Genomic DNA, 26,014 nt, shown 5'->3' on the forward strand with positions numbered 1-26,014 from the left:
ATGAAAAAATATATACTATTTCTTTTTGTTTTAGTACTAACAAGTTGTTCAAAAGATGACTTTAGTGAGCAAAAAAGCCTGGAATCAAAAATAGTGGTTGAAGGCTGGATTGAAGAAGGTGATTTTGCCAATGTTTTGCTGTCGAGCAGTATTCCGGTTACAGATGTTATTGATTCTACAAATGTTTTAAATCATGTAATTCGATCTGCAAAAATTACAATTTCTGATGGTCAGAATTCAGAAGTTTTAAGGGTAAAAAATGATAAAAACAGAATTCCTCCATTTGTATATTTCGGTTCAACATTAAAAGGAGAAGCAGGAAAAGAATATTCGATTAAAATTGAATACCTAAATCGTGTTGTCGAAGCTGTAACATCCATTCCAAAATCAGTGCCGCTTAAAAGCGCAGAATATATAAAGAAGAATGCAATAGATACAACGGGTTATATTTTTGTAAAATTCGATGATCCGTCAGCCGAAAAAAACTATTACCAAATCGCTACAAAAATTGATGGTGAAGAACCTATTTTTGTGCCTTCATTTTATGGTAATTTAGACGATAAAAACTTCGAAAGTTCTTCGGTTTCTGTTCAGATAAACAGAGGGGTTTTGTTGTTTCCTAAAACAAAATTCACCCCTTATTTTGCTGATGGAGATGTTATTTATGTAAAACTACGAACTCAAACCAAAGAAGCATTGGATTTCTGGAACAGCTGGCAAAACGAAATCGTAAACAGCAAAAATCCTATTTATCCCTCAAACACAAGTTTAAAATCGAATATAAAAGGTGGAATTGGTATTTGGGCAGGATATGGACAAAGTACCATCATAGTCAGAACATCTCCAAAAAAATAAAGCCGATTTGAATATTTCAAATCGGCTTTAAATTATATTTTTTTAAAACTATTTTTCTTCTTTATTAAAAGCACTAATAAAGTCTTCAAATTTAGTTTGGAATGTGTCAAATCCTTCAGAGAAGTAAGTACTCATAGATACTTCAGTATTATCATTGAATTTTAAATAATAAGCTTCACCATAGTATTGTACTTTAAACTCTTCGTTATAAGTCCAGTGACCGTCAGGATTCCATTGGTCAACTGTCCATACAGGTATGTTAGCATAATAGCTGTAATCCTCTGCAGAATGTTGTATAATATCCGCTATTTTAGTTCCGTCTTTTTTAGAAACTAAAACCAATTTTATATTTTTATTAAAATTGACAGCACTTCCTTCAGAGTATTTTTTCTCATATACATTTTTTGCTACGTAATAAGCTTTAAAATCAGTTTTAGGGTTTTGATAATCAGGATAAGCAGGGTGTACTACATTTTTTTCTAATGCTGCCTGATCTGCTGCTTCAGTAACTAAATCCATATCGGCAACAACAAGAAAATTATCCATTAATTGGAATAAACCATTTGCTTTACCTCTATATTGAGTAAGTTCTTCATTAGCAAGTAATTTGTCGATTTCAGCGTTACTTCCTGCATTAAAGTTAATTAGAGTTTTTCCGTTGTAAGTAAGAGATGCTTTTGAGGTATTTTGTGCTGCTTTAACACCACTCATTTCCCAAGTGTAACCATCATTTAAAGTCATTTTGTATGCAAAATCAGTAGGGATTTCTTTTCCGTTTGCATATTTTGCAGTTTGTGTAAATACAGCCGCTTGTGCATTGTCAATTGTTAAAACTGCATCAGCAGAAAGTGGAAGAAAGAAATGGTCTGTTATTTCTTCTCCGTCATAATAATTAGTGGCGAATTTTACTTTTATGTCAGATGAAACACTTTTAGAAGTAAAAACAGCATTGTTTGCAGTTTGAGATTCTTTAGCTGGGAAAACAAATTTCAGCTCTGTAGTTGAAGCTGTTTTTACCCACTTTTTGTTGGTATTATTCCATGTATAAACACCATATACACCAGAAACAGTTAAAATGTCTTCAATGCCATTATCATCTTTTCCATCAAAAAGCTCAATTTGATCAACACCTAACAATCTTGATAAATTTTCTAATGCTTCAATAGCTCCAGAACTTTTCGTTTTGTCTAGTTCAGTAAGCATTTGATTAGCTTCAGCTTCTAATTTTAATTTTTGCTCACCAGGAGTTAATTTAGAATAAGGCTGTTTAACAATTGCAGCAATTTGCTCTTCTAATGATAATTCTGTTTCAGGTTTAGTTTCTTCATCATTGCTTTCGTCGCTTGAACATGAAACCATAAGCTGCGAAGCAACTAATGATAATAAAAGGAATTTTTTAATCATAAAGGTGGTATTAATTAATTGGATTTAAATCAATGTTTTGGTTTTGATTTTTAAAATGCGAATATACACTTTCGATTTATTTAATCCTTACGGGAAACCGTAAAAACGTAAACTTTTTTCTATTAATTTATTTGCAAAAAATACCATGAAGAACACATTCTGTTACAGATTAATAGATAAGTTTTTTACATTTGTAGAAGAATTTTAAAATAAAAATTTAATGCTTTACTCAAAAATAGAAGGCGAAGGAAAACCATTTATCATCATGCATGGATTTCTTGGAATGTCTGATAATTGGAAAACTCTGGCAGGACAATATGTCGAAGCCGGATTTCAGGTTCATATTTTAGATTTAAGAAATCACGGACGAAGCTTTCATTCAGACGAATGGAGTTATGAAGCAATGGTTCAGGATGTATATGAATATTGCCAGGCAAATAATCTGACAAGAATTGATATTCTGGGGCATTCAATGGGTGGAAAAGTGGCTATGCTTTTTGCAACAACACATTCTGATCTTGTAGATAAATTAATTGTGGCAGATATTGGTCCGAAATTTTACAAACAGCACCATCAGGATATTTTAGCAGGTTTAAATGCAGTTGATTTTTCTGTAAAACCAAGCCGAAATGATGTTGAAGCAATCGTTGCTCAATATGTTTCTGATTTTGGAACACGCCAGTTTTTATTGAAAAATTTATATTGGAAAGAACCGGGACAACTTGCTTTCCGTTTTAATTTGGAAGTTTTTAATAATAACCTCGATGCTATTGGGAAACCTTTGGCAGAAAATTTAGTTTTTAATAATCCCACCTTGTTTATTAGAGGCGGAGAATCTGGATATATCTTAGATGCAGATTTAGATGAAATAAGAAAACAGTTTCCGAATTTTAAACTAGAAACTATTCCGGGCGCAGGACACTGGCTTCATGCCGAAAATCCTAAAATGTTTTTTGAACTGACAACCGAGTTTTTGAAAGAGTAATTGTTATAAGGTTTTAGACTTTTATTAATATTAGGTAAATTGACAAGATACATTATAGTTAGATAAAGTTAAAAAATAAGAATTAACTTACGTATAAACATTAAAATTCATAAATTTGCATTTTGAATTTTAATGTTTATAATTTAATGGATTTCAATTTTTATAATTTATTTGACGAAAGTGGTTTAGGGTTAATTTATTTATATTCTTCTCCATTTTTTGCACTTTTGATTTTTGTCGAAATGCTCTTTAGTCATTTTGGTAAAAAGAACCTTTATACTAAAAAAGACGTTTTTGTAAATGTTACATTTGCGGTGCTTAATTTTGCATTAGATTTTATAATGAAATCATTTGCTTTTGGGGTTATGTTTTTCTTTTTTCAACACCGTATTTTTTCTTGCAATATACACATTTGGTATTACTGGGCTGCTGTTTTCTTACTGCAGGATTTCGCATATTATGTATTGCATGTTGTAGATCATAAATCCCGTTTCTTTTGGTCCGTACATATTACGCATCACAGTTCAGAATACTATAATATTTCTACCGGATTCAGGTCGCCTGTTTTCCAGCCACTTTATCGTTATTTGTATTTTTCTCCTTTGGCTTTTCTAGGTTTTAACCCTTGGCATATTATGGCGGCTTATGCATTGTTTCAGGTTTATGGAACTTTGGTACATACTCAAAGTGTAAAAAGTATGGGTATTTTAGAATGGGTTTTAGTGACACCATCACATCATCGGGTGCATCATGCCAGAAATATCAAATACTTAGACAAAAACATGGGAATGGCATTAATAATTTGGGATAGAATATTTGGAACTTTTCAGAAAGAAGAACGAGAAATACCCGTAAAATTTGGAATTTACCCAAAGCGAAAAGAAGATAGTGCTTTTGAACTTTTATTCTACGAATGGAAAAAAATGTGGAAAGATATAAAACAGCCTAACATCGGCTGGCAAAACCGATTGAAGTATATGTTTTATGCTCCCGGCTGGAAACCAAACGGACAAGGAAAAACAGTAAAAGATTATCAAAGAGAATATGAATTGAAGCAAAATAGTATGTTAAACTAATCTGAAGTTTCAATTCAGAAAACCATTCTGAATAAATATATGGTTAGACAAAAAATCATTACTTTTATTAAAATTTTAAAAGAAAAAGTTATGAAATTAATACTAAGACTTCTTGTCACTGCAGCTTTAGTCTTGTTGATCGCAAATTTTTTACCCGGAGTTTATGTTGCCAGTTTTGGGACAGCAGTAATAGTAGCAGTGGTTTTAGGATTATTAAATCTTTTTATAAAACCAATTCTGGTTGTACTAACGCTGCCGGTTACAGTTATTACGCTGGGGTTATTTTTACTGGTTATCAATGCCATAATTATTATATTTTGTACTTATATTGTTGGAGGCTTTAAGGTCGAATCATTTTGGACAGCATTATTTTTCAGTATTATTTTGTCAATACTTCAGTCAATTACTTACAAAATATTAGGAGACGATAAATAAATCAAAATTAAAAGCACATTAAAACTGCTTCAAATACAATAGATTAAAAACTTGGTTGGGTTGCAAAAATTTTATAATTTTGCAACCCAATTTTATTATGTAAATTAAAGAAGAAGATGGATATTAAAAGAGTAGCAACAGACGCTGTGAATGAAACAATTGTATTGACAGTTGTTCACATGGATTATAAAGGTCAGGTAGCAAAAAGAATAAACGAAAAAATGCCATTGGCTACCGTAAAAGGTTTTAGAAAAGGACAAGTTCCTAAAGATCTTGTTGAAAAACAATACGGAAAAGCAATTAAGCAGGAAGAAATTAAAAAAGTAGTTGATTTGGCTTTAGAGCGTTTTGTTCAATCTGAAAGATTAAACCTTTTAGGAACTCCTCTTGCTAAAGAAAACGAAAACCTTGACTGGGATGCAGAAGAATTAACTTTTGAATACGAAATTGGTTTAGTGCCAAACTTCGAAATTGATTTAGAGGCTAAAAACAATATCGTAAAATATATCGTTACTGCTGATGATAAATTAATCGACGGACAAGTAGAACGTATCCAAAAACAATTTGGAAAAGCAATTCCTCAGGATAAAGTAGATGCTGACTCTGATTTAACTGGAACTTTTACAAACGAAGAAAAAGGTATCAGCAATACAACTACAATTTCTGTTTCTACATTCAACAAAAAAGCTGGAGATAAATTCATCGGTAAAAAAGTTGGAGATGTTGTTAAAGTAAGTACAAAAGGTTTATTTGAAGACGATCACCAATTAATGGATTACTTAAAAGTATCTCATGATGACGTTCACGGTTTAGATATCGAAGTAAACTTTACAATCGAGGCTATCAACGGTGCTGAATTAGCAGAATTAAACCAAGATTTATTTGATAAACTTTTTGGTGAAGGAAAAGTAGCTTCTTTAGAAGACTTAAAAGCTAAAATTAAAGAAGATGCTGAAGCTCAATTCGCACAGCAAGCTGACCAAAAATTATTATTAGACGTTCAGGATTTCTTAATCGAAAACACAAAATTTGATTTACCTTCTGAATTCCTTAAAAAATGGTTACAAACTGTTGGAGAGAAAAAACTTTCTGCAGAAGAAGCTGAAGTTGAATACGCAAGATCTGAAAAAGGTTTACGTTTTCAATTAATTGAAGGAAAAGCAATGGCTCAAAGTAACATTCAAATTACTTTTGAAGACTTGAAAGAGTTTACTACAGGTGCTATCAGACAACAAATGGCTCAATTTGGACAAACAAACCCAACTGATGAAGAAGTTCAGGGAATCGTGGCTAGAGTTTTATCTAACCAAGAAGAAGTGAAAAGACTTTCTGAGCAAGTTGTAGCAGCTAAATTGTTAGATTTATTCAAAGAGAAAGCAAATCCAACAACTAAAGAAGTTACTTACGAAGAATTTATTGCAGCTTCTTACGGAGAATAATTTCTGAAAAATAATTATATTTGAGCGTCGGCAGTTTTCTGCCGACGCTCTTTTTTTGTTTCAGGTTTATCTTGTTTCAGGTTTCATGTTAGCCGCAGAACTTGAAACTAAATTAACTTGAAACATGAAACAAAACAAAAAGAAGACAAATTGACATTCTTTAGAAATAGGTACAACCTTTGATGGAGAATAATATATTAAATAAAGTAAACTTAGAACAGATACATATGAACTACGGTAAAGAATTCAAAAAATTTGCTACAAAGCACCAAGGAGTAAACGCTATGTACTATGACAAAATCATAGCTGCGATGAACCCAACGAATATGACTCCATATATTATTGAAGAACGTCAGTTGAACATTTCTCAATTAGACGTTTTTTCAAGATTAATGATGGACAGAATTATCTTTTTAGGAACTGGTATCGACGACCAAATCGCTAATATCGTTCAGGCTCAGTTATTATTTTTAGAAAGTGCTGATGCATCAAAAGATATCCAGATTTATTTAAATTCTCCAGGAGGAAGCGTTTACGCGGGATTGGGAATTTATGACACAATGCAATTTATTAAACCAGACGTAGCTACAATTTGTACAGGAATGGCAGCTTCTATGGGCGCAGTTTTATTATGTGCAGGAGCAGCAGGAAAACGTTCGGCTTTGCCACATTCACGAGTAATGATTCACCAGCCATCTGGAGGAGCACAAGGTGTTGCAACAGACATGGAAATCAACTTACGTGAAATGTTGAAATTAAAAGATGAATTATACAACATTATTTCTCAGCATTCAGGACAGACTTTCGAAAGAGTTCACAAAGACAGTGAGCGTGATTACTGGATGATCGCTGAAGAAGCAAAAGAATACGGAATGATTGATGAAGTATTAAGAAGAAGCTAATTTTTTTTAAGCTTCTAAGTTGCTAAGACGCTGATAATCTAAGTGTTCTTTGTAATTTAAAATCAAAATAAAAATCAAATATTAAGCTGTAAAGGCGTTAAGTTTTAAAGTTTTAGATAAAAAAAGCTTAGAAACTTAGTATCTTTGCAGCTTAGTAACTTAAATAAAGAATGGCAAAAGTAGTATTAGAATGTTCGTTTTGTGGAAGAAAAAAGCCAGAAACTAATTTATTAATTGCTGGTATTAATGCACATATTTGCGATAAGTGTATTGAACAGGCACACGGAATTGTTCTAGAAGAATTAAAATCAAGTGGAAGCGCGAAACTTGTTGGCGATTTAATTTTAAAGAAACCAAAAGAAATCAGAGCTTTCCTGGATCAATACGTTATTGGTCAGGACCAGACAAAAAAAGTAATGTCGGTTGCGGTTTACAATCACTACAAACGTTTAATGCAGCAGCAATTAGACGATGAAGTAGAGATTGAAAAAAGTAACATCATTATGGTGGGTCAAACCGGAACAGGAAAAACATTGGTTGCTAAAACAATCGCAAAAATGTTAGACGTTCCTTTGGCTATTGTTGATGCAACAGTATTAACAGAAGCTGGTTATGTAGGAGAGGATGTTGAAAGTATTTTAACACGTCTTTTACAAGCTGCCGATTATGATGTAACCAAAGCAGAAAGAGGAATCGTATTTATTGATGAAATTGATAAAATTGCCCGTAAGAGCGATAATCCATCCATAACACGTGACGTTTCTGGTGAAGGTGTACAACAGGCTTTATTAAAATTATTAGAAGGAACAGTTGTAAACGTACCGCCAAAAGGAGGACGTAAACACCCGGACCAAAAATTTGTTGAGGTAAATACACAAAACATCCTGTTTATTGCAGGAGGAGCTTTTGATGGAGTAGAACGTATTATTTCTAAACGTTTAAACCGTCAGGCTGTTGGATATTCTACTTCTAAAAATGTAGATAATATCGATAAAAATAACTTGCTTCAATATATTATTCCAAAAGACATTAAAGATTTTGGTTTGATTCCGGAGATCATTGGTCGTTTACCGGTATTAACACACATGGATCCTTTAGATAAAGAAACACTTCGTGCTATTTTGACGCAGCCTAAAAATGCATTGGTAAAACAATATCAGAAATTATTCTTAATGGATGAAGTTGAGTTTACAATTACAGATGAAGCTTTAGACTTTATTGTAGACAAAGCATTAGAATACAAATTAGGAGCACGTGGATTACGTTCACTTTGTGAAGCAATCTTGACAGATGCAATGTACGAACTGCCAAGTTCTGACGATAAAGTTTTATTAATCGACAAGGATTATGCAGAACATACTTTAAGCAAAAACTTATTGAAGCGAATGGAAATTGCTTCTTAAACCTCCAAATAACTTTGTCAAAGTTCAAAACTTTGACAAAGTTTCACTTTTAAACCTGTTCATTTATTTGAGCAGGTTTTTTTATACTTTTAAAGTAAGATTTCCGTTTCGGATTTTGTGTAAATTGTGAGCATGAAAAATATGATTTTTGTAATTGGTTTGGCTTTGATTTTATCTTGTAATCAAAAAGATAAAAAAGAAATGTTGGTTTCTGAAAAAGAAAACAAAATAGAAGTAATTGAAAAAGAGAAACCTCGTGTTGAAGTTGATTACAGCAAATTTTATAAAGAAGCAAAACAATATTGCCTTCAAAATAACTTGAATAAAGATAAATTTATTCTAATCGATCTAGGATTGCATTCAGGTTTAAAGAGATTCTTTATTTATGATTTCAAGAAAAACCTAGTTGTAAAATCATCTATGGTAAGTCACGGCTGCGGCGATAATAGATGGGGCGGAACAGTAACTAAAGAAAAACCGCAGATTAGTAATGAATTCGATTCGCATTGTTCCTCGCTGGGTAAATATGTCATTTTAGACCGAGGAGTAAGTCAATGGGGAATAAAAGTCAATTATATTTTACAAGGAAAAGACAAAACGAATTCAAATGCTAGAAACCGTGCCATAGTTTTACATTCCTGGGAAGCAGTTCCTGAAAACGAAGTTTATCCCGAAGGAACGCCGGAAGGCTGGGGCTGTCCAGCAGTTTCAAACGAAAGCATGAAAGAAATCGACGAACTTCTAAAAACGAATAAAAAAGTCCTGATGTGGATTATTAAATCGTAGTTTTCAAAAAGACATTTTTTCTAATGAAAATAAAAATGTTATAAATAGCCCTGATCGAAACGGCATCCTTTTGTGGTGGGGTTCACCACAAAAGATAGAGTGTAGAGCAGGACTGAAGGTTATTTTGAAAAACGAAATTTCTGCTTCTAAAACTACTGCACCCTAAACTTCTCTCGATATTCAATAGGTTTCATGCCCACCATTTTATAAAACACTTTTCTAAAAGCTTTTGGATCGTTATATCCGGTTTTTTCGATGATTTCTGAAATCGAAAGCTGTGTTTGTTCCAAATATTTCTTTGAACTCTCAACCCTAATATTCTGTAGATATTCAATTGGAGGAATCCCCGTTACTTGTTTAAAACGACGTGTCATGTTTCTAGCACTCGTTGGAATATCTTTGGTAATTTCTTCCAGTTTTTCGATGCTGTGATATTGACTTTCAATTTTTTGCTGTAACATCGCAACCAAAGTATCATTATGCAAATGATTCGGTCTAAAAGTGCTAAAATAACTCTGTTTGTATCGGTTTAAATCAATTGAGAAAATCTTGGCAATTTGTACTGCAATTTCGTTGCCGCAATATTTCTGAACCAAAAGAATCAATAAATGAAACGTTGAGGTCGATCCGCCACTGGTATACAAACTTCCGTCAGCTGTTAAAGTTTCCTCGGGTTTTAATTTCACCATAGGGAAAGCTTTGGTAAAAGCGCTGCAAGCATCGACATGGGTTGTTGCCAGTTTTTCATTCAATAATCCCGAAGCAGCAAACAAAAATGCTCCCGTACAAAAACTTGCCAATTCGGCTCCTGCCTGATGTTGTTTCTGTAACCACGGAATAAAATTTTTATTCTTCGCAATCATTTCACTCATATTATCTGTCGTAAAAGCCGGAATCAAAATGAGCTCTAAAAGGATATCAGAATTTTCGATTGTATTAACTTCATATCCAAACAAACGTTCCTGATTGATTTGTTCTGCCAATTGAAAAACCATAATTTCAAATGGTTTGTCAGTTGTCGGACTTAATTTATTTGCGGTTTCAAAAACTTCTAAAATTGCGGCTATACTTAATAATTTATAGTCGTGAGGAACGATCAAACCTACTTTCTTGCTCATGATTTTGTGGTTTTTTGGAGGATTGGCTTTACAACAAAAGTAATAAAAATGTCTTAAATGCCCCTAAAGTTGACTTTTAATGTATCATAAAGGCCATTCTAAAATTCTAAATTTGTTTTAAATAAATTGTAACTTTATATATTATGGAAACGAAAATGTATTTAAATCTGGCTGTAAAAGAGCTAGATAAAGCGATAAAATTTTATAATGAATTAGGTTTTCCTACGAATCCGAAATTTACAAATGATAAAGGAGCTTGTATAATTATTGGTAAAAATATCTATCTCATGATTTTGGTAGAAGAGTTTTATCAAACTTTTACAGATAAAAAGATTTGCAATTCTCATACAACCAGCGAAGCCCTTATTTCTATTTCTTTAGAATCACGAAAAGAAGTTGATGAAATGATTGAGAAAGCAGTTAAAGCCGGTGGAACTGATTATAAAAGAGAACAGGATTATGGATGGATGTACCAAAAAACTTTTCTGGACTTAGACGGACATCATTGGGAAGTTTTCTATATGGATGAAAGTCAGATTCCGGATCAGATGTAATTAGTAAAGAAAAATGATTACAGTTCAAAATACAATTAACGCCTCTATAGATAAAGTCTGGGATTTCTGGATTTCTCCAAAACATATTCAAAACTGGAATTATGCTTTTGATGAATGGCACACGCCTTATGCAGAAAATGATTTACAGGTAAATGGTAAATTTAAATATGAAATGGCTGCTAAAGATAAAAGTGCAGGTTTTGATTTTGAAGGAGAATATACCAAAATAGAAAAGTTTCGATTAATAGAATATAAGCTTTTGGATAACAGAACCGGAAGTATTCATTTTGAAGAACAAGGTGATAAAATAAAAATTGCAGAAGTATTTGAACCAAATAAAGAAGATTCTGAAAGTATGCAGAAACAATGGTGTCAGAACGTAATTGACAATTTTAAAAAATATGTTGAAAGTGTTGAATAAAGTATAATTTTTAAATATATAAATAATGATAACAGTACAGAATACAATCAAAGCGCCAATAAATAAAGTTTGGGATTTTTGGACACTACCGGAACATATTACAAAATGGAGTTTTGCTTCTCCGGACTGGCATACGCCTTATGCTGAAAATGATGTAAAGCAAGGCGGAAAATTCAAATCAACAATGGCCGCAAAAGACGGAAGCATGAGTTTTGATTTTGAAGGAGAATATACTTTCGTAGAACCAAACAAAACGATAAAATATGTTATGGCCGACGGAAGAAAAGTTGAAATTACCTTCAAAGAAACTTTAGATGGAGTAGAAGTAACAGAAAGCTTCGACCCGGAAACTCAAAATCCAGAAGAAATGCAGCGCGGAGGCTGGCAGGCAATTTTGGACAACTTTAAAAATTATGTAGAGAATAATTGATTCTTTATTAGGTACAGAGGTTCAAAGCAACATAGGTTCAAAGTAAAAAAATCTTAGCATCTTAGAAACTCAGAACCTTAGCAACTTTAAAAAAATGTTTAACGAAAATATCAAAGAATGACGAAACAAATATGGTTAAATCTGCCGGTGAAAAGCGTGGCAAAAGCAAAAGATTTTTTCTGGAAAATAGGCTTCTCTTTTAATGAGCAGCACGATACACCAAGTTCAACCTGCATGGTTGTGGGTGAATCACATTTTGTAGTAATGCTGTTTGAAGAATCACTTTTTGAAGGTTTTTCGCAAAACAAAATTACCGACACAAAAGCAAGCTCTGAAATTTTAATTTCGATTGATGCCGAAAGTAAAGAAGAAGTTGATGAACTGGCTCAAAAAGTTCAGGATGCAGGAGGAACTATTTTTTCTTCTCCAGCCGAAAGTCAGGGATGGATGTACGGCTTTGGTTTTGCCGATATAGACGGACATCGCTGGAATGTTTTATTTATGGATTTTACTAAACTATCTTAATTATGGAAACTTTAGAATTTAAAATTAGAATTAAAGCCCCGGCTCAAAAAGTTTGGGATGTTTTATGGGAGGACGAAACCTATAGAAAATGGACAAGTGTTTTTTGCGAAGGATCTCATACCATAAGTACTTGGAATGAAGGTGATAAAATACATTTTATGACACCAAGCGGAGAAGGAATGTATAGTATAATTGAAACAAAAACGCCAAACGAGTATATGGCTTTTAAACATCTAGGCGAGATAAAAGACTTTAAAGAACTGCCTCTCGATGAAGAAACAAAAAAATGGAGCGGTGCAATGGAAACCTATCGATTAATTCCAGATGGTGAATTTACAGATTTGATTGCTCGTAACGATTCGGGCGAAAAATATGTTGACTATTTTAAAGATGTTTTTCCTAGAGGTCTTGAAGTAGTAAAAGAACTTTCGGAAGAAGGGAAATAGAAGAAAGAAAAAAGATTATAGAAGAAAGAGAATAGAAACAAACAAAAAAACAAAGAGAAGACATTAAAAATTTATTAATTAACAACTCACAATTAAAAAAATATCATGGCAACAGTAAACCCTTATTTATTATTTAACGGAAATTGCGAAGAAGCATTCCTATTTTATAAATCCGTTTTTGGCGGAGAATTTCCTTATATCGGAAAATTTAAAGAAATGCCAAAAGAAGAAGGCTGTGACGAAGTTACGGCAGAAGATGCAGAGAGAATTATGCACGTTTCCCTTCCAATTGGAAATACGATTTTAATGGGAAGTGACAGTTCTACAAGATTTGGAGATTTACCTTTTGGAGAAAATTTTTCAGTTTCAATTAATACAGATAGTACAGAAGAAGCAGACCGAATTTTTAACGGACTTTCGGCTGGAGGTAAAATCGAAATGCCTTTAAATAAAACTTTTTGGGGTGCTTATTTCGGAATGTTCAAAGATAAATTCGGTATAAACTGGATGGTAAATTTTGATGAAAATATGCAAAACAAATAATTAAAAAGTTACGTTATTCTAATAGCGGAGCATAATTGTTAAATTACTTAGGAAAGCGCATGAATATGCGCTTTTTCTTTGCAAAAAAAACAATGATTATTCTTTTTTATCACCAAGAGATTGCCGATTTTTGTCGCTCGTTAAATAATAAAGATAAAATGGCAATAGAAGATAAAGAGATTATTTTATTAAAAGTTTCAGGACACGATAAAATAGGGGTGACAGCAGGATTAACAGCTGTTTTGGCGGCATACGATGCTAATATTTTAGATATTGGCCAGGCCGACATTCATGATACATTATCTTTAGGTATTTTATTCGAAATCGAAGCGGGTTCATCTTCAGGACCAGTTTTAAAAGATTTGCTGTTTAAAGCGTATGAATTAGAAATTAAGGTAAAGTTTATTCCAATCTCTATCGAAGATTATGAGAAATGGGTAAAATCACAATCTAAACAGCGATACATCATCAATATTTTAGGCGAAAAACTGGCGGCTTCTCAATTAGCGGCAGTTACTAAAATAATGTCAGATCAAAATTTGAATATCGATTCTATTATACGTTTAACGGGAAGAACTTCAATTGTAGAAAAAGAAGAATATCCACGTTCATGTATTCAGTTATCTGTAACAGGCGAAATTGTAAATAAAATTGTCATGACGGCAAGTTTTATGGAAATTTCAAGAACCTTAGACGTTGATATTTCTTTTCAGGAAGATAATATTTACAGAAGAAACCGTCGTTTAGTTTGCTTCGATATGGACTCTACTTTAATCCAAACCGAAGTTATCGACGAATTGGCAGAACTAAACGGAGTAGGGCCTCAGGTAAGAGCTATTACAGAATCGGCGATGAATGGTGAAATTGATTTCAACGAAAGCTTCAAACAGCGTATGGCTTTGCTGGAAGGTTTGAGCGAAGACGTTTTACAAAATGTTGCCAAAAATTTACCAATTACACAAGGTGCGCATCGTTTAATGAAGGCCTTAAAATATTACGGATATAAAACCGCAATTCTTTCAGGAGGATTTACCTATTTTGGAGATTATCTTCAAAAAGAATTGGGTATCGATTACGTTCACGCCAATCAATTAGAAATCAAAGACGGTAAATTAACCGGAAAATATCTAGGCGATATCGTAGACGGACAAAAGAAAGCAGAATACTTAAAAGCAATTGCTGAAAAAGAAGGAATTCACATTAACCAAACTATTGCAGTTGGTGACGGAGCAAACGATTTACCAATGTTAAACTTAGCAGGTCTAGGAATCGCTTTCCACGCAAAACCAAAAGTAAAAGAAAGTGCTTCAACCTCAATTTCAAGTTTAGGACTTGATGGTGTTTTATATTTACTAGGATACCACGACAGATATATCGATATGATGTAATACTAGTTTGTCACCCTGAGCGAAGTCTAAGGGCTTTCATGTCGAAAAGGGCTTCGACTTCGCTCAGCCTGACAAAATGAAAAAAATCTGTGTAAATCTGCGTTTTCGCAAAGCGAATCCGTTTAATCTGCGTGCTTTTACACTTCGTCTATAGTGAGTATATTGGGAAAACCTTAGAGTCTTAATAATGGCATGCCCCTCCGGGTCGGGCTATCCGTTCCAATCTTTTTGTTTTTAAAGAAAAAACAAAAAGGATTTCCACTTCTATCCCTCATGCAACTCAGCAGAAAAAACATTTTTAAAGAGAAAATAAATTAAGATCAATTGCCTCCAGCTTTAGCTGGAGGAATAAGAATTGACAAAGAGTAAGGCTTTAGCCAAATTATTTATAACGTAGAATTCGGCTAAAGCCTGGCTTTGGTATAAATTATAAACCCCTAGCTAAAGCTAGGGGCTATTGAAAATTTGTAGAATCTATATTGAAATTCGTGCCAATCCGTGTTTTCACAAAGTGAATCCGCGTCATCTGTGTGCCAATTTTTTTAAATTTACATCTCCTTCAACTGCTCCAAATAATCCCTCTGATTAGAAAGCCTAGGAATTTTATGCTGTCCGCCCAATTTATCTCTTTCTTTCAACCAATCATAAAACAAGTTCTCGCGCGCTACGTTAATCACCAAAGGATTTAAAGTCATATTGTTGTAACGTTTCGCTTCATAATCAGAATTTAAAGTCTGCAAGGTTTCATCCAGAACCTTTTGGAAAAGACCAACATCGGCAGGTTTTTGCTTAAATTCGATCATCCATTCGTGCGCACCTTTTTCTTTATCCTGCATAAAAATAGGAGCAACCGTATAATCGATAACTTCGGTTTGAGTAATTTGGCAGGCTTTCGCAATGGCCTGATCTGTGTTTTCGACCATTAATTCTTCCCCAAAAACATTAATATGATGTTTGGTTCTTCCCGTAACTCTAATTCTATAGGGATTCAATGAGGTAAAACGAACCGTATCGCCAATTAAATAACGCCATAAACCAGAATTTGTGGTAATTACAATTGCATAGTTTTTATTCAATTCAACGTCGGCCAAACGAATCACTTTTTGATCTGCAGCTCCAAAAGTATCCATCGGAATAAATTCATAGAAAATTCCGTAATCCAGCATCAGCAATAAATCACTTGAATTGTTTAAATCCTGAATCGCAAAAAAGCCTTCAGACGCATTATAGATTTCGTAGTATTTAAAATCTTTGCTTGGTAAAATTTTCTTGTATTGTTCTTTATAAGGAGAAAAACTCACACCGCCGTGAAAATAAACTTCAAGGTTTGGCCAAAGTTCTAATAAACTTTGTTTACCCGTATTTTCCAGAACTTTATTCATTAAAACCAGCATCCATGACGGAACTCCGGCAAAACTCGTTACATTTTCATTTTTGGTTTCATTAATAATCGCAGCGATTTTAGTTTCCCATTCGCTCATTAACGAAGTTTTACTGCTTGGCGTACTGCTGAATTCGGCCCAAATAGGCATATTCTCAATTAAAATTGCCGACAAATCGCCAAAAAAAGTATTGTTGTTTTCGTAAATCTGAGAACTTCCGCCTAAGCGTAAACTCTTACCTAAAAACAATTCAGAATCTTCATTATTATTCAAATACAAACAAAGTAAATCCTTACTTCCCTTATAATGGCAATCTTCAAGAGCTTCGCTGCTTACAGGGATAAATTTACTTTTGGCATTTGTAGTACCGCTCGATTTGGCAAACCATTTAATAGGCGATTCCCAAAAAACCCCCTGCTCGCCCTGACGCGTACGCTCAATTAAAGGCTGTAATTCTTCATAACTCGCAATCGGGACTCTTTCTGCAAAAGTCTGATAAGAACTTATCGATTCAAAATCATATTTTTTTCCAATAACTGTATTTTCAGATGCCGACAATAAATTATGCAAAAGTTCTTCCTGAACTTCATTTGGGTATTTTAAAAAAAGTTCGATTTGATGTATCCTTTGTTTGAGGACCCAGGAAGCGAAAGAATTTATTATTGATAGAGGCATGAGTGGTTTTTAGGTTTTAGATTGCTGATTTTAAATTTAGGTTTTACGATTCATGTAAATCGGAACTTAAAATTTGAATATCAAGCAACAAATAGTAACTTTGTCATTGTATCAAAAATAGTGTTTTTTGTAATAAAAACCACTACTTGTAAACTAAAGATTAACTCAAAAAAATAAGAGCAGTCTAAAATCTAATATCTAAAATCTACAATTAAATCTAATGACATATCAAGGTGTACTTACAAAAATGCAGACTGAATTTGGTAACCCAATTCAATATTATTTAGTTTTCGAAGATAGTTTCCTGAATGTTAATCAATTATTAGATAAAGAAATTGAAATTAGTTTTGCAGGTTTTCAATGTTTGAATTGTCAAAAGAAGAAAAAGATTTTTAGACAAGGTTTTTGTTACGACTGTTTTTACTCAAGTCCTGCTGTAGGCGACTGGATTATGAGACCTGAATTGAGTACCGCACATTTAGGAATTGCAGATCGTGATTTAGAATACGAACAAAAAGCACAATTGCAGCCGCACGTTGTTTACTTAGCTTTATCGAGCGAAATAAAAGTGGGAGTAACACGTAAAAGCCAGGTTCCAACACGCTGGATTGATCAGGGAGCGACGCAGGCCATTGCAATTGTTGAGGTTCCCAACCGTTATTTGGCAGGAATTACAGAGGTAGCGTTAAAAGACCATTATGCAGATAAAACGAACTGGAGGAAAATGCTTCAATGTACTCCAGAAGGATGCGATTTAATTTTTGAAAAGTCAAAAGTGGAGAACTTAATTCCGGCAGAAGTTAAGGAGTACTTTTACAGCCAGAAAAATGATTTATACGAATTGAATTATCCGGTTTTGAATTATCCGGCAAAAGTAGCGAGTTTGAATTTAGATAAAACGCCGACTTTTCAAGGAAAACTTGTAGGAATTAAAGGCCAGTATTTAATTTTTGAAAACGGGACCGTTTTTAACATCCGTGGTTCAGAAGGTTATGTCGTAAATATTAACGTCTAGTATTTTCTATTCTCTGTCGATTCTTAACGACTAATGGTCTATTCTTTGTCATTTGTTTTGTTAATTGTTGTAATTTTATTTCATTGGAAGCTCCAAAAATGTGAATAATTATAGATTTTATTACAATTTTGTAATAATTGCTTATTATTAGAATTTATTTTTGAGTAAAAAAAGAGCCTAAATTTGTGCACATTTAAAAAGTGTGTTTTAAACAATTTAAGCTTTATTTTTTAACTAAAATGTTTTTGTTGTTTCCAAAAATAATCTCGAAATAAATACCACAATGAGTAGCTTAAAAAAAGTTAGCATTAACAAAGTCAGGCGTAACCTAATGCGCATTTTAACCAAGAATATTGGTAATGTGAACATTAGTAAAGGCGGAACTATTGATAAAAGCAAAATCAAAAAAGTACTAATCTGCAGGCCCAACGGCAGACTCGGAAATATGCTTTTAGTTACGCCGCTTATTCAGGAAGTCTCTGCGGTATTTCCGGGGTGTAAAATCGATTTGTTTGTAAAAGGAACTCTGGCTCCAATTGTTTTTGAAAAGTATGATAATGTCGATAAAATAATCGATCTCCCAAAAAAACCTTTCAAAGATTTAGTGAAATACTTTAAAGTCTGGACTTTAATAAAAAAACAGAATTACGATCTTGTAATTAATGTTGATCAAAATTCTTCTTCTGGCCGATTAGCCGTTCAATTTTCAAATGCTAAATATAAATTTTTTGGAGACCTTCCTGAAAGTGTGCAGTCCAATTATGACGATCATGAGCATATTGCAAAATATCCTGTTTATAATTTAAGATATTTTCTAAGCCAATTTGGTATAGAAGATAAAAAAGAACCCGTTCCGCTTCTTGATTTAAAATTAACTCAGGAAGAAATTTCAAAAGGGAAAGAAATCCTCAACAACATTGTTGATGAACAGAAAAGGACAATCGCAATTTTTACGTTTGCAACCGGAGAAAAATGTTATTGTGTTGAATGGTGGGAAGAGTTTTATACTGCTTTAAAAAAGGAATATCAGGATTATAATATTTTTGAAGTTTTGCCTGTTGAAAATGTTTCTCAAATTGATTTTCAGGCACCTTCATTCTACAGCAAGGATATTCGCGAAATAGGTTCTGTATTAGCAAATGTTGATGTTTTTATTGGTGCAGACAGCGGAATTATGCATTTGTCAAGTGCATCAAAAGCGCCAACTGCTGGATTGTTTTCAATTTCAAGTCTAAAAAAATACCAGCCATACGGAAATAACAGCGTAGGAATTGATACCAACCAATTAACAGTTCCGGATTATATTAATGCCATAAATAAGATATTGAATAAATAAATTCAAGTCAGATTATTATAAAAAGAAACTGCTCCCGAAATTACTTTCGAGAGCAGTTTTTTATTTTGACTAAAACTTATTTCTTCTTTTTGAAAAGCCCGTTGATTAAGTCCGTTGCTTTTTTAGTAGTTTCCTGAGTTTTTTGTTCTTTCTCCGTTTTAGCTGCCTGAGTTGTGTCTTTCGCTTTGGTATTTTTATTAAGTAAATCTGTCAAAGCAGAAGCGCCTTTTTGAGTCAGTTTTTCTTTTTGTTGATTTGCCACTTGCGATGCTAAACTAGTAACAGCACTTTTCATATCTGTAGTAACTTTTGGATTTGAAAAGTTTCCTCCAATAACAGCATTGATTGGAATATTTTCCAGTTTCGCCGCATCTGCCGGAGACAATTTAGATAGAAAAGCATTTGCTTCGCTTCCTAAATATTTAGCAGGAACATCAAATTTTAAATTGTAATTCATCGTTTGGTCAAAACCGTGAGTTCCGCCAACTGTTACTTTAATATCTTGATATTTAATATCGAAAGGTTTTACGTTTACTTTTCCGTTTTCAAAAGTCAAGGCAGCTTTAATATCATTCAAATTCAGTTTATTCATATCAATGAATTTAATGTTTGAAGTCAATGAATTTAATACCGTTGAATTTTTAGCATTTATCGTTGTAGAAAGTAATTGACCAATTAAATCCCCAGAAATAGATTTTAAATCAGGAGTCAATTCCTTATCATCTAAATTTCCGTTTAATTTAATAGTCGAATTCAATTTACCATTGATAATTCCGGCAATTGGAGCAATTTTTTTCATCATGTCTAACTGAGTAAAAGTCTGCGCAATATCAACCTGATTGAAACCTAAATTCATATCAAACGTTGGCACTTTTGCTTTTGTCGAAACTGATCCTGTTAAACCAATTGTTCCGCCGAAAATTGACGTTTTAAAGTTCTCTAAAAGCGCTTTTTCATCTTTAATAATCAATTTTCCGGAAACATCTTTCAGTTTTAAATTGTCATATAAAACAGTTGTCGCTTTTGCATTTAAAGTACAGTTCAGGAAAGCTGGAATTTTCATCGCTTCCGCTGGTTTAGCTGGCGTTTTTTCTTCTGTTTTAGCAGGTTCTCCAGAAGTCATGAAATCATCAACAGCCAGTTGATTAGAACTCATGTTGAAGTTTCCTTTAAGTTCTTGTTTCTTAAACATAAAACCGTAGAAATTTTCTAAAACTCCGTTTATAGCAATATCACTTTTTCCGGTTGTAGCATTAAATTGTTTCAGGTTAATGGTACTTGGATTGAACTCAACCAAAGCCGTGCTGATATTCATAGATTTATTGTTTTCATCAGTATATTTAAATCCTGATAAACTCATAGTTCCGGCATTTTTGATGTTTTGATATTGACTTTTTTCAACAGATGCCATATCAAAATTGGTAGTAACATCAGCTTTTAAAATACCTGCCAAAGGTTTATCCATTTTAATTGGATATGCTTTTGAAAGATTAGCTAAGTTGATAGTTCCTTTTAAAGCTGCGTTTACAAGCGGATTAACAGTAATGTTTCTAACATTTGCTTTAGCGCTAAAAACATCCTGATCGATTCTGAAAGACAGTTTATCTAAATTTACATAAGTGTCGTTTAGAATTCCGGTTTCGTTGATAATTTTAGTATCAATTACAATATTCTGAACTGATTTTGGTAAGTTAGGATATTGAAACGAGGCATTGTTTGAAGCAATCGCAATGTTAAATGCAGGAACTGTAGTATCTGTTAATTTTCCTTTTGCAAAACCAACAACAGTAAAGTCTCCGGTTGTTTTTACACCGTCAAGACTTGATGCATAAGCAGAAGGAATTAATCCTAAGAAATTTGTAAACGACGAAGTTGGCGTTTTAAATTTTAAGTCATAAATCTGACCTTCTTTAACCATTTGAATAAATCCGTCAAACTCTAACGGCAATTGGTTAATTAAAGCTTTATTTTCTTTAAAGGTATATTTACTTTGTTCTAAATCAATTCCTAAAACAGCGTCTAAAGTCAGTTTTATATTTTTCATATAATTAACTTTATCCATATCTAAAGATACGTTTGCTGTAGTTTTTGTATTTAAATCCAGTTTTGAATTGGTAAAATCTCCAGTTCCTTCGTGATTTAAACTATCGATAACCATTTTAATTTTTGAACCCTGATCGATATATCTAAAGGTAAAGTTCTCGATTTTATAGTTTTGAATTTTTAAAGAAAGTGGACTGCTTTTTTCATCCGTTTTTTCTTCTTTTTTATCTTTTAAAGCAATATCAAAATTTCCAACACCATCTTTATTGAAGATAATGTTGATTAAACCGTTTTCAGAAGTAATTCCCTGAATGTTTAAAGGTTCGTCTTTTCCTTTAAAAAGCTCTTTAATGCTCATATTAAGGTTTAATTGTCCTAATGAAACCAATGTATCTCCTTCAAAAGGCGCTTTGTTGATAATCACCAGTTTTTCGATTCCAACAGCAGCATTCGGGAAATTCTTAAACAAGCTTAAATCAGCATCGGCAAAGCTGACTTTTGCATCAACACTTTCGTTGATTGCTTCGGCAATTTTAGCCTTGATTTGGTCTTTAAAGAAATACGGAATGGCAAATAATGCGGCGACAAGGACCACAAGCACAATGGCGGTTATTTTTAAAATTTTCTTTAACATATTTATAGATTTGAGGTTTATTTTTTGAAAATTGACTCTTGCAAAAATAGTTTTTTTATTCAAGTACAGAGATAAAATTTTCTTAATAATGTAAGAAAATTATGTTAGTATTGAATAAAAAAAATCCGCTTGATACTTTTCAAACGGATTTTACTTTTTTATTATTGTAACTATTTTTTAATAAAGGAAACAATCTTATGGATCAGGGTTTCAGAAATGGGAAGAGTTTCATTATTATAACTTTCCATATTCGCCTTTTGATCGCCGTCGACTATTTTCATGATATGATTCATTTTATCTACAATAAGCAATTCTGAATTAGCTTTAGCCTTCGATAAGTTTTCGGCATCTTTAACCGAAACTTGTAGATCATTATTTCCCTGAATGATTAAAACAGGAATTGTCAATTTTTTAATTTCTGTCTGCGGATCGTATTTAAACCACGAAATCAAATACGGCTGAATACTTGCTCTGAATAATGAATTTAAAAGCGGATCGACTTTGTTTACTTTATTGCCGGCTTTTAGGCTATCAATAATAGGAAACGTCATATCTTCAATTTGTTTGTTTGATTTAGAAGCAATTTGCGTCTTTATCAATTTATCTGCAGATTCTCCGGCTCCGGCAATTGAAACAAATTTATTGGCTTTTGCACTGGCAATCATTCCTATTAAAGAACCTTCGCTATGACCAATAACGGTTAATTGTGTAAAACGTTTGTCTTGTTTCAAATAGTTAATCCAGCTTTTTACATCTTCGGTATAATTTTCAAAAACCAGACCAGACTCAGCTACTGCTGATTTTTTGCTTTCGCCAATGCCACGTTTGTCAAATCGTAAAGATGCAATTCCGTTTTTTGCTAATTCTTCTGCCAGCATTTTCAGGGAATTGTTTTTCATCATCGAATTATTTCCGTCTCGGTCTGTTGGGCCAGAACCGGCAATAATCAATGCAACCGGACATTTTTTTACACCGTCGGGAACGGTAAGCGTACCAAAAATCTGATCATTATTGATTTTTAAAATGGCAGGCGTTTCTTTAAAAGTATCTTGTTTCGGGCTTTGCGCATTTACATATGTCAGAAACAAAACGGTTAAAAACAGAATTATGTTTTTCATCTTTAAATAGAATTATTTAATGTTTATTCCGAAAGGCATCATGGCCTGAACTCCTTTTTGTCTCTGAAACCTTTTTACCTGCTCGATAAGCAAATAATTTTCTTCGCCTATTTCTTCTTTAATAAAAGCTTCTTTAGATTGAGCAAAAGGTAAATTAGCCATTAAATCGCCAAAAGTTTTTTCGTATTCAGGATAGTTTTGTGTGCCGTAATCTTTAATTTTAGCAATTTTTGCTGCTTCTGCAATGGCATCATTCAAACCTCCAATTTTGTCAACTAATCCAATTTTTACGGCTTCAGATCCAGACCAAACTCTTCCTTGTGCAATAGAATCTACTTGTGCAAAAGTCATTTTTCTTCCTTCGGCAACATGCGTTACAAAAGTTTTGTAAATCTGTTCAACGCCTTCCAATGTAAAGGCTTTAAATTTTTCATCAACTGGTACAAACGGACTGTAATTTGCTGAGTTTTCGTGTGTTTTTACCTGTTCTGTATTAATTCCTAATTTATTGGCAAGCGGCGTAAAGTTTGGTAAAACTCCAAAAACTCCAATTGAACCTGTAATAGTATTACTTTCTGCAAAAATTTTATTGGCATTACAAGCAATGTAATAACCTCCAGAAGCGGCATAATTTCCCATGGAAACAATTACCGGTTTTACTTTTTTGGTTACTTCAATTTCTCTCCAGATTAAGTCAGAAGTCAGTGCGCTTCCGCCTGGGCTGTCAATTCTTAAAACGATCGCTTTTACATCTTCATTTTTTCTGGCTTCTTGTAATGAACGACGCATTGAACCTTCGCCAATAACATTTACGTCGCCTTCGCCGCCGGCAATTTCGCCTTGAGCGTAAATAATTGCAATTTGATCATTAGCAACATTGGTTAATGCCGTTGTTACATTATTTTGAGTATAATCTAAAATCGAAATTTTATTATAATCTTCGTCGTCTTTAACTTTCAACGCTTTTTTAATGGCATTATGGTACACATCTTCATAAGCTACAATATCAACTAAATGCTGTGTTTTTGCCATTTGTGGAGTTCTGGCTAATAAACCGTTTGCAATTTCATTTAATTTATCAACCGGAATATTTCGGCTTTTTGAGATATCGCTGCAAACTGTTGACCAAATCGAGTTTAAAAGTGCTGTAACTTGTTCTCTGTTCGCATCGCTCATTTTATTTTCTAAAAATGGCTCAACGGCACTTTTGTATTTTCCGTGACGAATCACTTCCATGTGGATTCCTGATTTTTCCTGAAAATCCTTAAAGAACATAACTTCTGACGAAAGTCCTTTAAAATCTAAATCTCCAGCCGGATTCAAATACACAACATTCGCAACAGAGTTTAAATAATATTCTTTTTGCGAATACGTATTGGCGTAAGCCCAAACAAATTTTCCTGATTTTTTAAAACTTTCCAGAGCATTTCTCAAATCTTTATATTGAGCAAGTCCAAGAGAAGACTCATCGTTTAAAATTGAAATTCCTTTAATATTATCGTCTGTTTCTGCCGCTTCAATTGCATTGATCACATCCGTTAAACCAACACTTTTTTTATCTGAAAAAACAGTTACCCAAGGATCTTTATATTTTCCGGCATAATCATTATTGATCTGCTTTAAATCTAATTCGATAACAGAATCATTTTTAACCGAAACTTTGTCTTCTCCGCCAAAAATGGCTCCAATTAGGATCACTCCAAAAAAGAAGAGCATAATGAATACAAAAATACCAATAACAGTGGCAATTACATTTCCTAAAAACTTCATAAGTATATTTTTTTTAATAAGTAGCGATAAAGGGCTATTTGTTACAAATTTCGCACATAAATTTTAATCGGCTCAATGTGCCGTTTCACAAATATATTGGTTAATTCTAAAATAGTTTTAGTTAATTTGCATTAATTATGAAATCACAGCACCAAGTCGTTTTATCTATAGGCAGCAACCAGGGAAACAGGTTAGAAAACATTGAAAGTTGTATCGCTTTGATACATCAGGAAGTGGGAACTGTAATTAGGGTTTCTAAGCTTTATGAAACGCCTGCCTGGGGTTTTGAGAGCGATGCATTTTATAATTGCGCGTTACTTTTGCATACCACTTCATCGGCACAAAAAATATTAAATCAGGTTTTAAAAGTCGAAAAACAGTTAGGAAGAATCAGATTGAATCAGGAAGGATACCAATCCCGAATTATTGATGTTGATGTAATTGTTTTTGATGATGAAATTATTGAAACAGAAAAACTTCATATTCCGCATCCTTTAATGCAGAATCGAAATTTTGTTTTACTGCCTGTTCAGGATTTAAAATTAGACTGGAAACATCCTGTTTTTCAGAAATCTATTTCAGAATTAATTGCCGTTTCTCCAGATGACAGTGTTTGTACGGTTGTTCAGGATTTGAAATGTCCGCTGAGTGAAATTCCGTTAGAAAAATATAATTATATCGCTTTTGAAGGAAATATTGGTGCCGGAAAAACTACTTTGGTTCACAAATTTGCAGATGATTTTAATGCGAAAACCGTTTTAGAACGGTTTGCAGATAATCCGTTTCTGCCGAAGTTTTATAAAGATCAAAACCGATATGCTTTTCCGCTTGAAATGTCTTTTTTGGCCGATCGTTATCAGCAATTATCGGATGATTTGGCGCAGTTTGATTTGTTTAAAGATTTTATCGTAGCCGATTATCATATTTTTAAATCGTTGATTTTTGCGAAAATTACTTTACAGGAAGATGAATATCGTTTGTACCGAAATTTATTCGATATCATTTACAAAGAAATGCCAAAGCCGGATTTGTATATTTATTTGTATCAGAATACTGAACGTCTTCTTCAAAACATAAAAAAACGAGGCCGAAGCTACGAGCAAAATATTGAAGCTGAATATCTGGATAAAATCAACAACGGATATTTGGAATACATAAAATCCCAAACCGATTTGAATGTTTTAATTATAGATGTTTCTGATCGTGATTTTGTGAAAAAACAGGAAGATTATCTTTTTGTTTTAAGCGAAATTCAGAAGAAATTGAATTAATTAGAGAATGTGTCAATTAGATAATTTATTTAAGATATTTTTTAATTATCTCATTTTCTA

24 protein-coding genes are annotated in these 26,014 nt (G+C 33.0%); 18 read left to right on the forward strand and 6 right to left on the reverse strand.

Annotated features, from left to right (window positions below; translation table 11 throughout):
- The gene (locus B3C18_RS10000) at positions 1-855 is read left to right on the forward strand and encodes a DUF4249 domain-containing protein (protein ID WP_291146219.1); all 855 of its coding nucleotides are present in this window, start codon (positions 1-3) and stop codon (positions 853-855) included.
- Positions 856-903: 48 nt separating this feature from the next.
- Here B3C18_RS10000 and B3C18_RS10005 read toward each other — a convergent pair whose 3' ends face one another.
- Positions 904-2,259: a hypothetical protein gene (locus B3C18_RS10005; RefSeq protein WP_291146221.1), complete on the reverse strand. Its 1,356-nt coding sequence runs from the start codon at positions 2,257-2,259 to the stop codon at positions 904-906.
- A gap of 220 nt (positions 2,260-2,479) precedes the next feature.
- Between B3C18_RS10005 and B3C18_RS10010 the strand changes: the two genes are divergently transcribed.
- The 7 genes from B3C18_RS10010 to B3C18_RS10040 all read left to right on the forward strand — a co-directional run bounded on the left by B3C18_RS10010 (position 2,480) and on the right by B3C18_RS10040 (position 9,285).
- Entirely contained in the window at positions 2,480-3,244 is a 765-nt protein-coding gene (locus B3C18_RS10010; RefSeq protein ID WP_291146223.1) for an alpha/beta fold hydrolase, read from the forward strand.
- A 146-nt stretch (positions 3,245-3,390) separates the two neighbouring features.
- Positions 3,391-4,320, forward strand: a complete 930-nt coding sequence (locus tag B3C18_RS10015) for a sterol desaturase family protein (RefSeq protein WP_291146225.1) — start codon at positions 3,391-3,393, stop codon at positions 4,318-4,320.
- Between the two features lie 90 nt (positions 4,321-4,410).
- Positions 4,411-4,755: a phage holin family protein gene (locus tag B3C18_RS10020; RefSeq protein WP_291146227.1), complete on the forward strand. Its 345-nt coding sequence runs from the start codon at positions 4,411-4,413 to the stop codon at positions 4,753-4,755.
- Between the two features lie 116 nt (positions 4,756-4,871).
- The gene (locus B3C18_RS10025; protein WP_291146230.1) at positions 4,872-6,194 is read left to right on the forward strand and encodes a trigger factor; all 1,323 of its coding nucleotides are present in this window, start codon (positions 4,872-4,874) and stop codon (positions 6,192-6,194) included.
- Between the two features lie 227 nt (positions 6,195-6,421).
- Positions 6,422-7,096, forward strand: a complete 675-nt coding sequence (gene clpP, locus B3C18_RS10030; protein ID WP_291146232.1) for an ATP-dependent Clp endopeptidase proteolytic subunit ClpP — start codon at positions 6,422-6,424, stop codon at positions 7,094-7,096.
- Between the two features lie 170 nt (positions 7,097-7,266).
- Positions 7,267-8,499: an ATP-dependent Clp protease ATP-binding subunit ClpX gene (gene clpX / locus B3C18_RS10035; RefSeq protein WP_073489066.1), complete on the forward strand. Its 1,233-nt coding sequence runs from the start codon at positions 7,267-7,269 to the stop codon at positions 8,497-8,499.
- A gap of 132 nt (positions 8,500-8,631) precedes the next feature.
- Positions 8,632-9,285: a murein L,D-transpeptidase catalytic domain-containing protein gene (locus tag B3C18_RS10040; protein ID WP_291146236.1), complete on the forward strand. Its 654-nt coding sequence runs from the start codon at positions 8,632-8,634 to the stop codon at positions 9,283-9,285.
- Positions 9,286-9,437: 152 nt separating this feature from the next.
- Here the strand turns inward: B3C18_RS10040 and B3C18_RS10045 are convergent, their stop codons facing one another.
- Entirely contained in the window at positions 9,438-10,403 is a 966-nt protein-coding gene (locus tag B3C18_RS10045) for a GlxA family transcriptional regulator (protein ID WP_291146238.1), read from the reverse strand.
- 143 nt (positions 10,404-10,546) lie between these two features.
- On the opposite strand from B3C18_RS10045, the gene B3C18_RS10050 reads away from it, so the two are divergent.
- From B3C18_RS10050 to serB, 7 genes are all read left to right on the forward strand, one after another.
- Entirely contained in the window at positions 10,547-10,957 is a 411-nt protein-coding gene (locus B3C18_RS10050; RefSeq protein WP_291146240.1) for a VOC family protein, read from the forward strand.
- Positions 10,958-10,970: 13 nt separating this feature from the next.
- A complete protein-coding gene (locus B3C18_RS10055) occupies positions 10,971-11,378 on the forward strand; it encodes an SRPBCC domain-containing protein (RefSeq protein WP_291146242.1) in 408 nt (135 codons plus the stop codon).
- A 25-nt stretch (positions 11,379-11,403) separates the two neighbouring features.
- On the forward strand, positions 11,404-11,808 hold the full coding sequence (locus B3C18_RS10060) for an SRPBCC family protein (protein ID WP_291146244.1): 405 nt from the start codon (positions 11,404-11,406) through the stop codon (positions 11,806-11,808).
- A gap of 117 nt (positions 11,809-11,925) precedes the next feature.
- Positions 11,926-12,333 (forward strand): VOC family protein, encoded by a 408-nt coding sequence (locus B3C18_RS10065; RefSeq protein WP_053471608.1) that lies wholly within the window; start codon positions 11,926-11,928, stop codon positions 12,331-12,333.
- A 2-nt stretch (positions 12,334-12,335) separates the two neighbouring features.
- Complete coding sequence (locus tag B3C18_RS10070; protein ID WP_291146247.1) at positions 12,336-12,779, forward strand: SRPBCC domain-containing protein; 444 nt, start codon at positions 12,336-12,338, stop codon at positions 12,777-12,779.
- 105 nt (positions 12,780-12,884) lie between these two features.
- On the forward strand, positions 12,885-13,322 hold the full coding sequence (locus tag B3C18_RS10075; RefSeq protein WP_291146249.1) for a VOC family protein: 438 nt from the start codon (positions 12,885-12,887) through the stop codon (positions 13,320-13,322).
- A 158-nt stretch (positions 13,323-13,480) separates the two neighbouring features.
- Positions 13,481-14,710, forward strand: coding sequence for a phosphoserine phosphatase SerB (gene serB / locus B3C18_RS10080; RefSeq protein ID WP_291146251.1), 1,230 nt, complete (start codon positions 13,481-13,483; stop codon positions 14,708-14,710).
- A 548-nt stretch (positions 14,711-15,258) separates the two neighbouring features.
- On the opposite strand, the gene B3C18_RS10085 is transcribed toward serB, so the two are convergent.
- The gene (locus B3C18_RS10085; RefSeq protein WP_291146253.1) at positions 15,259-16,767 is read right to left on the reverse strand and encodes a GH3 auxin-responsive promoter family protein; all 1,509 of its coding nucleotides are present in this window, start codon (positions 16,765-16,767) and stop codon (positions 15,259-15,261) included.
- Positions 16,768-16,987: 220 nt separating this feature from the next.
- Between B3C18_RS10085 and B3C18_RS10090 the strand changes: the two genes are divergently transcribed.
- Together B3C18_RS10090 and B3C18_RS10095 are read left to right on the forward strand one after the other, a co-directional pair.
- Positions 16,988-17,782 (forward strand): DUF2797 domain-containing protein, encoded by a 795-nt coding sequence (locus tag B3C18_RS10090; protein ID WP_291146255.1) that lies wholly within the window; start codon positions 16,988-16,990, stop codon positions 17,780-17,782.
- A 283-nt stretch (positions 17,783-18,065) separates the two neighbouring features.
- Positions 18,066-19,118: a glycosyltransferase family 9 protein gene (locus B3C18_RS10095; RefSeq protein ID WP_291146257.1), complete on the forward strand. Its 1,053-nt coding sequence runs from the start codon at positions 18,066-18,068 to the stop codon at positions 19,116-19,118.
- Positions 19,119-19,194: 76 nt separating this feature from the next.
- Here the strand turns inward: B3C18_RS10095 and B3C18_RS10100 are convergent, their stop codons facing one another.
- The 3 genes from B3C18_RS10100 to sppA all read right to left on the reverse strand — a co-directional run bounded on the left by B3C18_RS10100 (position 19,195) and on the right by sppA (position 24,683).
- A complete protein-coding gene (locus tag B3C18_RS10100; RefSeq protein WP_291146259.1) occupies positions 19,195-21,795 on the reverse strand; it encodes an AsmA-like C-terminal region-containing protein in 2,601 nt (866 codons plus the stop codon).
- Positions 21,796-21,965: 170 nt separating this feature from the next.
- Positions 21,966-22,913 carry an alpha/beta hydrolase family protein gene (locus tag B3C18_RS10105; RefSeq protein ID WP_291146261.1) on the reverse strand — a complete coding sequence of 316 codons (948 nt, stop codon included), beginning with the start codon at positions 22,911-22,913 and terminating at the stop codon, positions 21,966-21,968.
- 12 nt (positions 22,914-22,925) lie between these two features.
- On the reverse strand, positions 22,926-24,683 hold the full coding sequence (sppA, locus tag B3C18_RS10110) for a signal peptide peptidase SppA (RefSeq protein WP_291146264.1): 1,758 nt from the start codon (positions 24,681-24,683) through the stop codon (positions 22,926-22,928).
- Positions 24,684-24,820: 137 nt separating this feature from the next.
- On the opposite strand from sppA, the gene folK reads away from it, so the two are divergent.
- Positions 24,821-25,954: a 2-amino-4-hydroxy-6-hydroxymethyldihydropteridine diphosphokinase gene (gene folK / locus B3C18_RS10115; RefSeq protein WP_291146266.1), complete on the forward strand. Its 1,134-nt coding sequence runs from the start codon at positions 24,821-24,823 to the stop codon at positions 25,952-25,954.
- The last annotated feature ends 60 nt before the right edge of the window (positions 25,955-26,014 follow it).

The organism is Flavobacterium sp. UBA7680 (genome assembly GCF_002482975.1).
Lineage (GTDB): Bacteria > Bacteroidota > Bacteroidia > Flavobacteriales > Flavobacteriaceae > Flavobacterium.

What these genes read in the sequence shown, in the direction of transcription:
- B3C18_RS10000 (WP_291146219.1), top strand. Translation starts at nt 1, where the DNA reads ATGAAAAAATATATACTATTTCTTTTTGTTTTAGTACTAACAAGTTGT.
- B3C18_RS10005 (WP_291146221.1), bottom strand. Translation starts at nt 2,259, where the DNA reads ATGATTAAAAAATTCCTTTTATTATCATTAGTTGCTTCGCAGCTTATG.
- B3C18_RS10010 (WP_291146223.1), top strand. Translation starts at nt 2,480, where the DNA reads ATGCTTTACTCAAAAATAGAAGGCGAAGGAAAACCATTTATCATCATG.
- B3C18_RS10015 (WP_291146225.1), top strand. Translation starts at nt 3,391, where the DNA reads ATGGATTTCAATTTTTATAATTTATTTGACGAAAGTGGTTTAGGGTTA.
- B3C18_RS10020 (WP_291146227.1), top strand. Translation starts at nt 4,411, where the DNA reads ATGAAATTAATACTAAGACTTCTTGTCACTGCAGCTTTAGTCTTGTTG.
- B3C18_RS10025 (WP_291146230.1), top strand. Translation starts at nt 4,872, where the DNA reads ATGGATATTAAAAGAGTAGCAACAGACGCTGTGAATGAAACAATTGTA.
- clpP (WP_291146232.1), top strand. Translation starts at nt 6,422, where the DNA reads ATGAACTACGGTAAAGAATTCAAAAAATTTGCTACAAAGCACCAAGGA.
- clpX (WP_073489066.1), top strand. Translation starts at nt 7,267, where the DNA reads ATGGCAAAAGTAGTATTAGAATGTTCGTTTTGTGGAAGAAAAAAGCCA.
- B3C18_RS10040 (WP_291146236.1), top strand. Translation starts at nt 8,632, where the DNA reads ATGAAAAATATGATTTTTGTAATTGGTTTGGCTTTGATTTTATCTTGT.
- B3C18_RS10045 (WP_291146238.1), bottom strand. Translation starts at nt 10,403, where the DNA reads ATGAGCAAGAAAGTAGGTTTGATCGTTCCTCACGACTATAAATTATTA.
- B3C18_RS10050 (WP_291146240.1), top strand. Translation starts at nt 10,547, where the DNA reads ATGGAAACGAAAATGTATTTAAATCTGGCTGTAAAAGAGCTAGATAAA.
- B3C18_RS10055 (WP_291146242.1), top strand. Translation starts at nt 10,971, where the DNA reads ATGATTACAGTTCAAAATACAATTAACGCCTCTATAGATAAAGTCTGG.
- B3C18_RS10060 (WP_291146244.1), top strand. Translation starts at nt 11,404, where the DNA reads ATGATAACAGTACAGAATACAATCAAAGCGCCAATAAATAAAGTTTGG.
- B3C18_RS10065 (WP_053471608.1), top strand. Translation starts at nt 11,926, where the DNA reads ATGACGAAACAAATATGGTTAAATCTGCCGGTGAAAAGCGTGGCAAAA.
- B3C18_RS10070 (WP_291146247.1), top strand. Translation starts at nt 12,336, where the DNA reads ATGGAAACTTTAGAATTTAAAATTAGAATTAAAGCCCCGGCTCAAAAA.
- B3C18_RS10075 (WP_291146249.1), top strand. Translation starts at nt 12,885, where the DNA reads ATGGCAACAGTAAACCCTTATTTATTATTTAACGGAAATTGCGAAGAA.
- serB (WP_291146251.1), top strand. Translation starts at nt 13,481, where the DNA reads ATGGCAATAGAAGATAAAGAGATTATTTTATTAAAAGTTTCAGGACAC.
- B3C18_RS10085 (WP_291146253.1), bottom strand. Translation starts at nt 16,767, where the DNA reads ATGCCTCTATCAATAATAAATTCTTTCGCTTCCTGGGTCCTCAAACAA.
- B3C18_RS10090 (WP_291146255.1), top strand. Translation starts at nt 16,988, where the DNA reads ATGACATATCAAGGTGTACTTACAAAAATGCAGACTGAATTTGGTAAC.
- B3C18_RS10095 (WP_291146257.1), top strand. Translation starts at nt 18,066, where the DNA reads ATGAGTAGCTTAAAAAAAGTTAGCATTAACAAAGTCAGGCGTAACCTA.
- B3C18_RS10100 (WP_291146259.1), bottom strand. Translation starts at nt 21,795, where the DNA reads ATGTTAAAGAAAATTTTAAAAATAACCGCCATTGTGCTTGTGGTCCTT.
- B3C18_RS10105 (WP_291146261.1), bottom strand. Translation starts at nt 22,913, where the DNA reads ATGAAAAACATAATTCTGTTTTTAACCGTTTTGTTTCTGACATATGTA.
- sppA (WP_291146264.1), bottom strand. Translation starts at nt 24,683, where the DNA reads ATGAAGTTTTTAGGAAATGTAATTGCCACTGTTATTGGTATTTTTGTA.
- folK (WP_291146266.1), top strand. Translation starts at nt 24,821, where the DNA reads ATGAAATCACAGCACCAAGTCGTTTTATCTATAGGCAGCAACCAGGGA.